This is a genomic window from Pseudomonas sp. MT92 (genome assembly GCF_058792515.1).
The window spans coordinates 448,602-460,957 of sequence record NZ_JBXAFA010000001.1 but is presented as its reverse complement, the minus strand read 5'-3'; the positions used below and the strand labels follow the sequence as shown (position 1 = coordinate 460,957).

Genomic DNA, 12,356 nt, shown 5'->3' with positions numbered 1-12,356 from the left:
TCAGCCCCAAAAATCCCTCTTCCTACAAACCATTCTGACTCTCCCGACTCTTCCTGGCGGAACGAGCATTTTTGGCATTCGTTTCAAGCAATATCTCGATAAGTTTCGCTTGTTGGCCATCTGAAAAATATAAGCAAAGATTCGCAAATCTTATAAAAGACTTATATTCTTCATGAACAGCATTCACTGGACTCGAAAGGCCGTTAAGCAACTCTTGAGATTGCATTCCGTTCACCAGATTCAGGTTCGTGATGCCATCACGGCGCTGGCTGACATGCCCAATGTGGGTCAAGTCAAAGCACTGGTTGGTCATAACCACTCTTACCGGCTACGCGTCGGTAATTATCGGGTCATGTTCGACTGGGATGGCGCGATCAAAGTGGTCAGTATTCAAGAGGTCAAAAAACGCGATGAACGCACCTACTGATGTTCAAATCATCAACGATGAATACGGCAACCCCGCATTCGTGGTCATCCCCTATGCGCAGTATCTGGCGCAAAAAATCGAGCCCAACCTGATCCCCCACGATGTAGTCAGTCGCGTGGTCGATGGCGCCACACCCATCCGCGCCTGGCGCGAACACTTGAACCTTACCCAGGATGAAGTGGCCAAACGGATGGGGATTTCCCAACCGGCTTTCGCCCAGCAAGAAACAGTCGCCAAGCCGCGCAAGGCCACCCGCGAAAAAATCGCTGCGGCTTTTGGCATCAACGCCAGTCAACTAGAGCTGTAAGCTGCATGCCTTCAGCCAGTAAAGGGATTCAACATGAAAGTCTGCGGCATCGAAATCAAGGGCAGCGAAGCGATTATCGCCGTGGCCATGCTGGAGGGTCAGGCGCTGGGCCATGTTGCGCTCGCCACCAAGAAAATCGCCCTCGACGATGACGACGAAGCCGCCAACGTCAAGGTCTTCGCGGCTCAGGTGGCGTCCTTTGTTCGCGAAAATGCCATTGATCGCATCGCCATCAAGAAGCGCAGCAAGAAAGGCGAGTTCGCCGGTGGACCGACCACGTTCAAGATCGAGGGTGTGTTCCAGTTGCTGGAAAGTTGCGAGGTGACGCTACTGTCGCCGCAGACCATCAATGCCCAGAGCAAGAAACACGACTTTGAACTGCCGGGGACGCTGAACAAGTATCAGCATGAGGCTTACAAGGCGGCGTGTTCGGCGCTGATGAAGAAGTAAGCGGTATTCCTGACAAAACAAATTACTGTGGGAGCCAGCCTGCTGGCTCCCACAGTTTTTTCGGTGTTTTCAGGATCACGCTTTGGCAGTACGCCGGTCCTCCCGCGGGCAACGCTCAAACTTCGCCCGATAACTACGAGTGAAATACGACGGCGACTCAAACCCGCAGGCAATGCTCACTTCCAGCACGCTCATGTCGGTCTGGCGCAGCAATTGCCGGGCCTTCTCCAGCCTTAATCGTAGATAGAAATTGCTCGGTGTGTCGTTCAGGTGCAGGCGAAACAGCCGTTCGAGCTGACGCCGGGTGACCTTGATCGATTCCGCCAGTTCCAGCGTGCTCAGCGGCGGTTCGCTGTGCTGCTCCATTTCACCGATCACCTGCACCAGTTTCTTGTTGCTGATGCCATAACGCGTGGCGACTTCCATGCGCTGGTGGTCTTTGCGCGGGCGGATGCGGCCGAGTACGAACTGTTCGCTGACCTGAATCGCCAGCTCCGGGCCGTGGGCTTGAGCGATAAGGTCGAGCAACAGGTCGATGGAGGCCGTGCCGCCCGCCGACGTGATGCGCCGACGGTCGATTTCGAACAACTCCTGAGTGACGCTGAGCTGCGGGTAGGACTCCTTGAAGGCGTCGATGGCTTCCCAGTGCAGGGTCAGGCGATGACCGTCGAGCAGGCCCGCTTGCGCGAGGATGAAACTGCCGGTGTCGATGGCACCGAGGGTCACGCCTTCGTTGTCCAGTCGGCGCAGCCAGTGCTCCAGCGTCGGGGTGGCGAACTTCAGCGGTTCGAAACCGGCGACCACTAACAGGGTTGCGCCTTTTTTCAGCGGCTCCAGCGCCGCGTCGGCGTTGACCGACATGCCGTTGCTGGCCAGCACTGCCCCGCCATCGGCGCTCAATACATGCCAGCGATACAGCTCGCCGCGAAAGCGATTGGCGACCCGCAATGGCTCGATGGCCGAGATAAATCCAATGGCCGAGAAACCCGGCATCAACAAGAAATAGAAATCCTGGGACATGGAGCACACTCGGTTGGCGGGAACGAGAGGGCGGGTAGCGTGTTGATGTTGATACGCCACTTACCAGTGGCATTCAAGAGCACAGGTCGCCGCAGTGCAAGAGCTGGTCGCCGCAGTGCGCTTTCATGGCGCCTTAGCTGCGTAACTTGGCATCACCGGCGCGTCAGACGCCGGAACTCACAATAACGAACTGCCGAGGAAACCTGAGATGAAACGACTGATCAGCAGCTGTGTTCTTGCACTCAGCGGTACCGCTTTCCTGAGCGCCAGTGTCATGGCCGCCGAACCCGCCGCGTGCCAGAACGTGCGCATGGGTGTAGTGAACTGGACCGACGTGATCGCCACCAGCGCCATGACCCAGGTATTGCTCGATGGCCTCGGCTACAACACCAAACAAACCAGCGCCTCCCAGCAGATCATTTTCGCCGGGATCCGTGATCAGCGCCTCGACCTGTTCCTGGGTTACTGGAACCCGCTGATGACCCAGACCATCACCCCGTTTGTCGACGCCAATCAGGTCAAGGTGCTGCAAGCGCCGAGCCTCAAGGATGCGCGCGCCACCCTCGCCGTACCGACTTACCTGGCGGACAAGGGGCTGAAAACCTTCGCCGACATCGCCAGGTTCGAAAAAGAACTGGGCGGCAAAATCTACGGTATCGAACCGGGCTCGGGCGCCAACACCCAGATCAAGGCGATGATCGCCAAGAACCAGTTTGGCCTCGGCAAGTTCCAGCTGGTCGAGTCCAGCGAGGCCGGCATGCTCGCCGCGGTGGATCGCGCCGTGCGCCGCAACGAAGCCGTGGTGTTCTTCGGCTGGGCGCCGCACCCGATGAACGTCAACGTCAAAATGACCTACCTCACCGGCAGCGACGACGCCCTCGGCCCGAACGAAGGCAGCGCCACCGTCTGGACCGTGACCGCGCCCAAATACGCCGAACAATGCCCGAACATCGGCCGCCTGCTGAGCAACCTGACGTTCACCGCCGAAGACGAGAGCCGGATGATGCAGCCGCTGCTCGATCACAAGGACGCCTTCGAATCCGCCAGGCAATGGCTCAAGGATCACCCGCAGGACAAGCAACGCTGGCTCGAAGGCGTGACCACCTTCGATGGCAAACCGGCGGCTCAAAACCTGCAACTGACCAGCAAATGACTCACCCGTAAAAAGACCTGAATTGAACCACCGATTCGCAGCCCGAAAGGGCTGCGGACAGACTAATCACGCCTGCAAGGAACCACCTCATGAACCACGACGTCATCATCACCTGCGCACTCACCGGTGCTGGCGACACGACCGCCAAGAGCCCACATGTGCCGGTCACCCCGAAACAAATCGCCGCTGCCGCCGTGGAAGCCGCCAAGGCCGGCGCCACCGTGGTTCACTGCCACGTACGCGACCCTGAAACCGGCAAGTTCAGCCGTGATGTGGCGCTGTACCGTGAGGTGATGGAGCGCATTCGCGAAGCCGACGTCGACATCATCGTCAACCTGACCGCCGGCATGGGCGGCGACCTGGAAATCGGCGCTGGCGAGAACCCGATGGAGTTCGGCCCGAACACCGACCTGGTCGGCCCGCTGACCCGTCTGGCGCACGTAGAAGAACTGCTGCCGGAAATCTGCACCCTCGATTGCGGCACCCTGAATTTCGGCGACGGCGACACCATCTACGTCTCCACCCCGGCGCAACTGCGTGCTGGCGCCAAACGCATTCAAGAGCTGGGCGTGAAGGCCGAGCTGGAAATTTTCGACACCGGTCACCTGTGGTTCGCCAAGCAGATGATCAAGGAAGGCCTGCTCGACAACCCGCTGTTCCAGCTCTGCCTGGGCATCCCATGGGGCGCGCCGGCTGACACCACCACCATGAAAGCCATGGTCGACAACCTGCCAGCCGACGCGGTCTGGGCCGGTTTCGGCATCGGTCGCATGCAAATGCCGATGGCTGCGCAAGCGGTGCTGCTCGGCGGCAACGTGCGAGTCGGTCTGGAAGACAACCTGTGGCTGGACAAAGGCGTGCTGGCGACCAACGGCCAACTGGTTGAACGGGCCTCGGAAATTCTCATCCGCCTCGGTGCCCGCGTGCTCACCCCCGCTGAAGGCCGCAAGAAAATGGGCCTGACCCAGCGCGGATAACCGCTCCTTTTCCCCTGTAGGAGCGAGCTTGCTCGCGAAAAAGGTACAGCCGACGCCACTCAGCGCCTGGAACACCATCGCGAGCTGGCTCACTCCTGCAAGGATCACCGAACTATTCAGGAAGTTGCCATGAGCTTTATCACCGAAATCAAAACCTTCGCCGCCCTGGGCAGCGGTGTCATCGGCAGCGGTTGGGTGTCCCGCGCCCTCGCCCACGGTCTCGACGTAGTCGCCTGGGACCCGGCGCCCGGCGCCGAGGCAGCCTTGCGCAAACGCGTTGCCAACGCCTGGGGAGCCCTGGAAAAACAAGGCCTGGCCCCTGGCGCGTCACAGGACCGCTTGCGCTTTGTCGCGACCATCGAAGAATGCGTTCGCGACGCCGATTTCATCCAGGAAAGTGCCCCGGAACGCCTGGAACTGAAACTGGAACTGCACAGCAAAATCAGCGCCGCCGCCAAGCCCGACGCCTTGATCGGCTCCAGCACTTCCGGCCTGTTGCCGAGCGAGTTCTACGAGAGCGCCACGCACCCGGAACGCTGCGTGGTTGGCCATCCGTTCAACCCGGTTTACCTGCTGCCATTGGTCGAAGTGGTCGGCGGCAAAAACACCGCGCCTGAAGCGGTGCAGGCGGCGATGAAAGTCTATGAATCCCTCGGCATGCGCCCATTGCACGTACGCAAGGAAGTGCCGGGCTTCATCGCCGACCGCTTGCTCGAAGCGTTGTGGCGCGAGGCGCTGCACCTGGTCAACGACGGCGTGGCGACCACCGGCGAAATCGACGACGCGATTCGTTTCGGCGCGGGCCTGCGCTGGTCGTTCATGGGCACCTTCCTGACCTACACCCTGGCCGGCGGCGATGCCGGCATGCGCCACTTCATGGCACAGTTCGGCCCGGCGTTGCAGTTACCGTGGACCTACCTGCCGGCGCCGGAGCTCACCGACAAGTTGATCGATGACGTGGTCGATGGCACTAGCGAGCAATTGGGCAAACACAGCATTTCGGCGCTGGAGCGCTATCGTGATGACTGCCTGCTGGCGGTGCTGGAGGCGGTGAAGACCACCAAAGAGAAGCATGGGATGAGCTTTAGCGAATAACAGGTCTGGCCCCATCGCGGGCAAGCCCGCTCCCACAGGTTTTGTGAACAGCGCAAGAACTGTGGGAGCGGGCTTGCCCGCGATGAGGGCGGCGCAGTCACTACACCTATTGGATAAGTCCTCATGCCCACCCTCACCACTTACAGCACCAAAATCATCCCCGACTGGGTCGACTACAACGGCCACCTGCGCGACGCCTTCTACTTGCTCATCTTCAGCTACGCGACCGACGCGCTGATGGATCGCCTGGGGCTCGACAGCAACAGCCGCGAAGCCAGCGGCCACTCGTTGTTTACCCTGGAGCTGCACCTGAACTACTTGCACGAAGTGAAGCTCGACGCCGACGTTGAAGTGCACACGCAGGTCATCGGTCACGACAGCAAACGCCTGCACCTCTATCACAGCCTGCATCTTGTGGGAGATGACAAGGAACTGGCGGGCAACGAGCAAATGCTGCTGCACGTCGACCTCGCCGGGCCGCGTTCCGCGCCCTTCAGCGAGGACACCCTGGGCCGACTGCAAGCTATCGTCGCCGACCAGACCGACCTGCCCACCCCCGAGTACATTGGCCGAGTGATCGCGTTACCCCCAAAAAAATAACAAGGAGATCGCCATGAACACCGCCGCCGCTTTTGCCGACTTCCGTACTTACCCGTTGATCAGCGCGCTGAAGGGCGTGCAGGTCATGGACGATCATGTTCTGGTGGAGTGGGCCGACAACCGCGTCAGCCCGTTTCATCATCAGTGGCTACGAGACAACTGCCCTTGCCCTCAATGCGTCTACACCGTCACCCGCGAGCAGGTCCTGGAGATCGTCGACGTTCCGGAACAGCTGGTGCCCGCAGCGGCCAGCGTCGAAGCTGAAGGCTGCCTGAGCGTGCAGTGGCAAGACGGCCACGGCAGTCGATTCGATCCAGGCTGGCTGCGCGCCCACGCGTATGACGACGAATCCCGTGCCGAGCGCCAGGCTGGCAAGCCGAAAGCCAAACGCTGGCACAGCGATTTGCAATTGCCGGTGTTCGACTACCCGGCGCTGATGCAAGACAACGATGCCTTGCTGCAATGGCTGCTGGCGGTGCGCGATGTCGGCCTGACCCAGGTCCGTGGCGTGCCCACCGAACCCGGCTCATTGAAGTTGATCGCGCAGCGGATTTCGTTCATTCGCGAAAGCAATTTCGGCGTGCTGTTCAACGTGCAATCCAAGGCCGATGCCGACAGCAACGCCTACACCGCTTTCAACCTGCCGTTGCACAGCGATTTGCCGACCCGTGAGCTGCAACCGGGGCTGCAGTTCCTGCATTGCCTGGTCAACGACGCCGAGGGTGGCGAGAGTATTTTTGTCGACGGCTTTGCCATCGCCGAGGCGTTGCGCCAGGAAGATCCGCAAGCCTTTCAAAGCCTCTGCGAAATCCCCGTGGAGTTCCGCAACAAGGACCGTCACAGCGACTACCGCTGCCTCGCGCCGATCATCGCCCTGAACGCTTGCGGCCAGGTGTCGGAAATCCGCATGGCCAACTTTCTGCGTGGCCCGTTCGATGCGTCGGTGGAACAGATGCCCCGGTTGTATCGGGCCTATCGGCGCTTTATCGCGATGACGCGCGAGCCACGGTTCCGCTTGATGCAACGACTCAATCCCGGCGAACTCTGGTGCTTCGACAACCGCCGCACCCTGCACGCCCGCAACGCCTTCGACCCCGCCACCGGTGCCCGGCATTTCCAGGGTTGCTATGTGGACCGCGATGAGTTGTTGTCGCGCATCCTGGTGTTGCAACGCTAGACCGCGTCCTTGTTCATCGCGAGCAGGCTCGCTGCCACAGGGGGTACGCGATACTTTGTGGGAGCGAGCCTGCTCGCGATGGCGTCCGCACAGGCAACAAAATTCCAGGATTCACAGGCAAAAAAAGCCCCGATCAAGCCGTGACAAGATCGAGGCAGAAGGTACTGTTGAGGAGCTGCGCGCGAGGGTGACCAAACCTTCGTGAAGCAAGCTGAATCCAGTGTGCCCACTCCCTTGACCGGCAAGTTAGCCGAAAACGACCTGTTCATAGCCATTGCGGCCATCGCGACAAATCGCCCTTGCCGCCACCCTGCACCCCCACCAGAATCGAGCCACGACACCGTTCCCAGAAGAAGGATTTGCGTCATGATGCACGCCGATTTGATTGACCAGGAAGACCTGTTGGGCCAGCTCAAGGCATTGGGCTTTCAAGTACCGAACGGCTCCACCGCCGAGCAGGCTTGCGAATGTGCGGTACGAGGTTTGAACAACGAACGGGCGATCGTGCTGCGCACGATGGTCAAGCAGATGTACACCAGCAGCGCGACCATCCTGCCCGCCGTGCGTCAGGCCATCGACAAGCAATTGCTGCCGGCGTTGGCGGAGTATCAGCAGAGCCATCGCGCCTGATAAATCCCATCGCGAGCAAGCTCGCTCCCACATGGGATTGGCGTTGAACACACCCTCTGTGAACAACCCAAAAACCATGTGGGAGCGAGCTTGCTCGCGATGAAGTCCCCTCGGCTTAGAGCCTTACGCTGGCAAACGTCGATTCGTTGCGCGCCTGGCTCAGCGCCGACAACGGCCCGGACAACGGCGACAGCACCAGCGCTTGCGGCAGCGGCATCATCGCCACTTGCTGGGTGGTATTGGAGCCCACGCGCTCGTCACGCGGCGGAATGCCGAAGTATTCGCGGTAGCACTTGGAGAAGTGCGGCGTGGACACGAAGCCACAGACCGACGCCACTTCGATGATCGACATCGGCGTTTGCTTGAGCAATTGCCGTGCGCGGATCAGGCGCAGTTTCAGGTAGTAACGCGACGGCGAGCAGTGCAGGTACTTCTGGAACAGCCGCTCCAGCTGACGACGGGACACGGCGACATACACCGCCAGTTCGTCGAGGTCGATCGGCTCTTCGAGGTTGGCCTCCATCAGCGCGACGATTTCCTGCAGTTTCGGCTGGTTGGTACCGAGCATGTGCTTGAGCGGCACGCGCTGATGATCCTGTTCGTTGCGGATGCGCTCGTAGACAAACATCTCCGAAATCGCGGCCGACAGTTCGCGACCGTGATCGCGGCTGATCAGGTGCAGCATCATGTCCAGCGGCGCGGTGCCACCGGAGCTGGTGAAGCGGTTACGGTCGAGGGTGAACAGACGGGTACTCATGGCTACACGCGGGAAAGCTTCCTGCATCGCGGCCAGGCATTCCCAGTGCACGCTGCAGTCGAAACCGTCAAGCAGGCCGGCGCACGCCAGGGCCCAACTGCCGGTGCAGACCGCGCCGAGGCGACGGGACTGACGCGCCTGGCTCTGCAGCCATGACACGTGTTCGCGGGTAACGGTGCGTTGAATACCGATGCCGCCGCAGACGATCACGGTGTCCAGGGGTGGTGCTTTGTGCATGGAGGCGTCGGGGGTGATCTGCAGACCGTCGCTGGCCCAGACCTGACCGCCGTCGACTGTGAGGGTGGTCCAGCGATACAGCTCGCGACCGGACAATTGGTTGGCCATTCGCAGAGGCTCCACAGCGGAAGCCAGGGAAATCAGCGTGAAATTGTCCAGCAGCAAAAAGCCGATGGATTGAGGCGCACGGTTCTGGGGTTGGGCCCCTGAGTTGAACGACGTCATCGCGGTATCTCCTCACACAAAGCGGGTGATGGCCTCAGGCGGAGGCTCTTGTTATTGCCATCGTTCTCGCGTGGGAGACGGGCTTTGTAATGACAGAGCAAATGCCATGCCTAAATTTGAATGCGCGTTCAATAACTCCTAAAAACGACGTCGGAATGAGTCTGCATATGACGCGCGGCGAGTAGGGTTAAGGCGGCCATGAGGCGGGACTGGTGCGCTGCCCCGTTGCGTGTGAGCAAATCGGTAGCACTTGTGGGAACAGGGCTGAAACGATACGGAAAAGAGTGTCACCGCAGGCACAGGTGACAGGCGGTCAGGGTCCCTGGCGATCCCTGACCTCGGGGTCATGATTTATCTGTTTGCGACGCTCCAAAAGGTGGCGCGCTTGAGATCGGATGTTCACTTAGCGCGCAGTTTTGACTGGTCTGACGCTATCGCTGGCCAGCCAGCGATTGGGGCCACCTCAGTCTCAGCACTCTACAGCGCTGACCGCCAACCCACCCCGCGACGTCTCCTTATATTTGTCATGCATGTCGGCACCCGTATCGCGCATGGTGCGGATCACCCGATCCAGGGAGATGAAATGCTGACCATCGCCGCGCAAGGCCATCTGTGCCGCGTTGATCGCTTTGACGGCGGCAATCGCGTTGCGCTCGATGCACGGCACCTGCACCAGTCCGCCCACCGGGTCGCAGGTCAGGCCGAGGTTATGTTCGAGGCCGATTTCCGCTGCGTTGCACAGTTGCTCCGGCGTGGCGCCGAGGATTTGCGCCAACCCGGCCGCCGCCATGGCGCAGGCCGAACCGACCTCCCCCTGGCAACCGACTTCGGCACCGGAAATCGAAGCGTTCTTCTTGCACAAAATCCCGACGGCCGCCGCGCTGAGGAAGTAGTCGACGACGTTGGCGTCAGTCACGTCTTCGCTGAACTTCATAAAGTAGTGCAACACCGCCGGAATGATCCCCGCCGCGCCATTGGTCGGTGCCGTGACCATGCGCCCGCCGGCCGCATTTTCTTCGTTGACCGCCAGGGCGAACAGGTTGACCCACTCCATGGCGCTGAGCGTCGAGCCGATCACATTGGGCTTGTTCAACTCCTGCAGGCTGCGATGCAGCTTGGCCGCGCGCCGGCGCACATTCAGGCCACCGGGCAGGATGCCTTCGTGCCTGAGGCCGTGATCCACGCAATCCTGCATGGCGCGCCAGAGCGTCATCAGGCCGCTGCGTATTTCGTCTTCGCTGCGCCAGACCTTCTCGTTGGCCATCATTAATTCAGCCACACGCAAGTCGTGCTTTTTGCACAGTTCCAACAGCTCGGCGGCGCTGGAGAAATCGTAAGGTAATACGGTGCTGTCGAGGTCGACGACACCGCTGGACGCCTGGGCTTCATCGACGACAAAACCACCACCGACCGAATAGTAGGTGTCGCGATGCAACTCACCCTGGTCGTCTTCGACAATCAGGGTCATGGCGTTGGGATGGAACGGCAGGTTCTCGTCGATCAGGCGCATGTCGCGGTCCCAGATAAACGGCACCGACAAACGACCGTCGAGCAACAGCGTGTGGGTTTCGCGCAGGGTGGCGATGCGAATGCCGATTTGCGACGGATCGATCGCATCCGGCCATTCGCCCATCAGGCCCATGATCACCGCATTGTCGCTGCCGTGGCCGATGCCCGTGGCCGACAACGAACCGTAAAGACGAACTTCGACGCGCCGTACTTGCTCCAGCATCCCGCGTTCACGCAAGCCTTGCACGAACAGCGCCGCCGCCCGCATAGGCCCCACGGTGTGCGAACTGGAAGGGCCGATGCCGATTTTGAACAGGTCGAAAACACTGATAGCCATTACTGCCGGACTCCTGGATGTGCCAATTCCAGGCGCAAAAGCGCCCGGTGACGGAGCTGCTACGCTCAAGCTGCAATCCGTCAGGATGGCCGCATCATCAGGCTTTTAATGTGTCGCTCGACGTCTCACACCGACGCACTCATGCCCACCAACGCCGCGTGTCTTTTACGTCGCGTTTTCGCCGTTTTTTCGCGAGGCGCAGGGGGAAATCGGGCTGAAAAAAGCTGTAAACGACGTCACTGACACTGGATGCGACCATCCCTGTACTGGTTACGACGCACCCTGTAGGCGTCAGATTTTCACTGGTACATGATCGTATCGACTCGATTGCAAGGCGCCGTGGTAGAGCTGTCTCCAAAACGCCATCCAACCGCAACCCATAAGTGCGGTGGTCCCAGTCGGAACACTGCCAAAAAAAACACCAAGGAGTCCATCCATGAAAGGTTCCCCGTCGTTGTTGTTGGCCGCCATGCTTAGTCTGCCGCTCTTGGCGCAAGCCGCCGAGCCGGCACAATGCAGTACCGTAAACTTCTCCGATGTCGGCTGGACCGACATCACCGCGACAACCGCAACCACCAGCGTCGTACTCGATGCCCTCGGCTACAAGACCAAGACCACCATGATTTCCGTGCCGGTGACCTACAAGTCGCTGGCCGATGGCAAGAACATGGATGTGTTCCTCGGTAACTGGATGCCGACCATGGAAAACGACATCAAGGCCTACCGCGATGCCGGCACCGTGGACACCGTGCGCACCAACCTCAAGGGCGCCAAATACACCCTGGCGGTCCCTCAGGCCCTGTATGACAAAGGCCTGCACGATTTCGCCGACATCGCCAAGTTCAAGAAAGAGCTCGACGGCAAGATCTACGGGATCGAACCGGGCAATGACGGTAACCGCCTGATCCAGAGTATGATCGACAAGAACGCCTTCGGCCTCAAAGACGCCGGTTTCAAAGTGGTTGAATCCAGTGAAGCCGGCATGCTCTCCCAGGTCGACCGCGCGCAGAAGCGCGACACCGCCGTGGTGTTCCTCGGCTGGGCCCCTCACCCGATGAACAAGCGTTTCAAAATCCAATACCTCACCGGCGGCGACGATTATTTCGGCCCGGATTTCGGTGCAGCAACCGTCCTGACCAATACCCGCAAGGGGTACGCCCAGGAATGCAGTAACGTGGGTCAGTTGCTGAAGAATCTGGAGTTCACTGTCGACATGGAAAGCACCCTCATGGGCAACATCCTGGACGACAAGATGAAGCCTGACGCGGCCGCCAAGGCCTGGCTGAAAAAGAATCCACAGGTGCTCGATACCTGGCTCGCTGGCGTGACCACCATTGACGGTAAACCTGGCCTGGAGGCCGTGAAAGCCAAGCTTGCCCAGCCTTGAATTAGGGAGCATCGCTTACGCCGGGCGGCTCACGCCGTCCGGGCTGTTTATTTCCTTGCATGCGGACG

The 12,356-nt window shown here is 60.1% G+C and carries 12 protein-coding genes and 1 pseudogene; 10 read left to right on the top strand and 3 right to left on the bottom strand.

The genetic code is table 11. The annotated features are described in order from the left end of the window. The first annotated feature begins 172 nt into the window (after positions 1-172). Genes AC1Q6D_RS02190 through AC1Q6D_RS02180 form a run of 3 tightly spaced genes read left to right on the top strand, consistent with a single transcriptional unit; the run spans position 173 to position 1,184 of the window. Positions 173-427: a type II toxin-antitoxin system RelE family toxin gene (locus tag AC1Q6D_RS02190; protein WP_090466679.1), complete on the top strand. Its 255-nt coding sequence runs from the start codon at positions 173-175 to the stop codon at positions 425-427. Continuing rightward, positions 411-734 (top strand): helix-turn-helix domain-containing protein, encoded by a 324-nt coding sequence (locus AC1Q6D_RS02185; protein ID WP_090466677.1) that lies wholly within the window; start codon positions 411-413, stop codon positions 732-734. The genes AC1Q6D_RS02190 and AC1Q6D_RS02185 overlap by 17 nt, the downstream gene beginning before the upstream one ends. Before the next feature lie 33 nt (positions 735-767). After that, positions 768-1,184 (top strand): DUF3010 family protein, encoded by a 417-nt coding sequence (locus AC1Q6D_RS02180; RefSeq protein ID WP_047534327.1) that lies wholly within the window; start codon positions 768-770, stop codon positions 1,182-1,184. Here AC1Q6D_RS02180 and AC1Q6D_RS02175 read toward each other — a convergent pair. Next, a pseudogene (locus AC1Q6D_RS02175) lies at positions 1,148-2,204 on the bottom strand (GlxA family transcriptional regulator). The gene AC1Q6D_RS02180 and the pseudogene AC1Q6D_RS02175 overlap by 37 nt on opposite strands. Positions 2,205-2,412: 208 nt before the next feature. Between AC1Q6D_RS02175 and AC1Q6D_RS02170 the strand changes: the two are divergent. The 6 genes from AC1Q6D_RS02170 to AC1Q6D_RS02145 all read left to right on the top strand — a co-directional run bounded on the left by AC1Q6D_RS02170 (position 2,413) and on the right by AC1Q6D_RS02145 (position 7,836). Next, a complete protein-coding gene (locus tag AC1Q6D_RS02170) occupies positions 2,413-3,357 on the top strand; it encodes a choline ABC transporter substrate-binding protein (protein WP_103404181.1) in 945 nt (314 codons plus the stop codon). A gap of 89 nt (positions 3,358-3,446) precedes the next feature. Then, on the top strand, positions 3,447-4,334 hold the full coding sequence (cdhC, locus tag AC1Q6D_RS02165) for a 3-dehydrocarnitine:acetyl-CoA trimethylamine transferase CdhC (protein ID WP_103404182.1): 888 nt from the start codon (positions 3,447-3,449) through the stop codon (positions 4,332-4,334). A 129-nt stretch (positions 4,335-4,463) separates the two neighbouring features. Beyond that, positions 4,464-5,429: an L-carnitine dehydrogenase gene (locus AC1Q6D_RS02160; RefSeq protein WP_103404183.1), complete on the top strand. Its 966-nt coding sequence runs from the start codon at positions 4,464-4,466 to the stop codon at positions 5,427-5,429. Positions 5,430-5,552: 123 nt separating this feature from the next. Then, positions 5,553-6,029, top strand: a complete 477-nt coding sequence (locus AC1Q6D_RS02155) for a thioesterase family protein (RefSeq protein WP_103404184.1) — start codon at positions 5,553-5,555, stop codon at positions 6,027-6,029. 13 nt (positions 6,030-6,042) lie between these two features. Continuing rightward, positions 6,043-7,206: a gamma-butyrobetaine dioxygenase gene (locus tag AC1Q6D_RS02150; protein ID WP_103404185.1), complete on the top strand. Its 1,164-nt coding sequence runs from the start codon at positions 6,043-6,045 to the stop codon at positions 7,204-7,206. Between the two features lie 366 nt (positions 7,207-7,572). Further along, positions 7,573-7,836, top strand: coding sequence for a hypothetical protein (locus AC1Q6D_RS02145; protein ID WP_103404192.1), 264 nt, complete (start codon positions 7,573-7,575; stop codon positions 7,834-7,836). Positions 7,837-7,951: 115 nt separating this feature from the next. Here the strand turns inward: AC1Q6D_RS02145 and gbdR are convergent, their stop codons facing one another. Together gbdR and AC1Q6D_RS02135 are read right to left on the bottom strand one after the other, a co-directional pair. Beyond that, positions 7,952-9,055 carry a choline metabolism transcriptional regulator GbdR gene (gbdR, locus tag AC1Q6D_RS02140; RefSeq protein WP_047534337.1) on the bottom strand — a complete coding sequence of 368 codons (1,104 nt, stop codon included), beginning with the start codon at positions 9,053-9,055 and terminating at the stop codon, positions 7,952-7,954. Between the two features lie 469 nt (positions 9,056-9,524). Then, entirely contained in the window at positions 9,525-10,901 is a 1,377-nt protein-coding gene (locus AC1Q6D_RS02135) for an L-serine ammonia-lyase (protein WP_103404186.1), read from the bottom strand. 436 nt (positions 10,902-11,337) lie between these two features. Between AC1Q6D_RS02135 and AC1Q6D_RS02130 the strand changes: the two genes are divergently transcribed. Further along, positions 11,338-12,288 (top strand): choline ABC transporter substrate-binding protein, encoded by a 951-nt coding sequence (locus AC1Q6D_RS02130; protein WP_103404187.1) that lies wholly within the window; start codon positions 11,338-11,340, stop codon positions 12,286-12,288. Positions 12,289-12,356: the final 68 nt, after the last annotated feature.

Excerpts from the sequence above, each read along its gene's own strand:
- AC1Q6D_RS02190 (WP_090466679.1), top strand. The coding sequence starts at position 173 with ATGAACAGCATTCACTGGACTCGAAAGGCCGTTAAGCAACTCTTGAGA.
- AC1Q6D_RS02185 (WP_090466677.1), top strand. The coding sequence starts at position 411 with ATGAACGCACCTACTGATGTTCAAATCATCAACGATGAATACGGCAAC.
- AC1Q6D_RS02180 (WP_047534327.1), top strand. The coding sequence starts at position 768 with ATGAAAGTCTGCGGCATCGAAATCAAGGGCAGCGAAGCGATTATCGCC.
- AC1Q6D_RS02170 (WP_103404181.1), top strand. The coding sequence starts at position 2,413 with ATGAAACGACTGATCAGCAGCTGTGTTCTTGCACTCAGCGGTACCGCT.
- cdhC (WP_103404182.1), top strand. The coding sequence starts at position 3,447 with ATGAACCACGACGTCATCATCACCTGCGCACTCACCGGTGCTGGCGAC.
- AC1Q6D_RS02160 (WP_103404183.1), top strand. The coding sequence starts at position 4,464 with ATGAGCTTTATCACCGAAATCAAAACCTTCGCCGCCCTGGGCAGCGGT.
- AC1Q6D_RS02155 (WP_103404184.1), top strand. The coding sequence starts at position 5,553 with ATGCCCACCCTCACCACTTACAGCACCAAAATCATCCCCGACTGGGTC.
- AC1Q6D_RS02150 (WP_103404185.1), top strand. The coding sequence starts at position 6,043 with ATGAACACCGCCGCCGCTTTTGCCGACTTCCGTACTTACCCGTTGATC.
- AC1Q6D_RS02145 (WP_103404192.1), top strand. The coding sequence starts at position 7,573 with ATGATGCACGCCGATTTGATTGACCAGGAAGACCTGTTGGGCCAGCTC.
- gbdR (WP_047534337.1), bottom strand. The coding sequence starts at position 9,055 with ATGACGTCGTTCAACTCAGGGGCCCAACCCCAGAACCGTGCGCCTCAA.
- AC1Q6D_RS02135 (WP_103404186.1), bottom strand. The coding sequence starts at position 10,901 with ATGGCTATCAGTGTTTTCGACCTGTTCAAAATCGGCATCGGCCCTTCC.
- AC1Q6D_RS02130 (WP_103404187.1), top strand. The coding sequence starts at position 11,338 with ATGAAAGGTTCCCCGTCGTTGTTGTTGGCCGCCATGCTTAGTCTGCCG.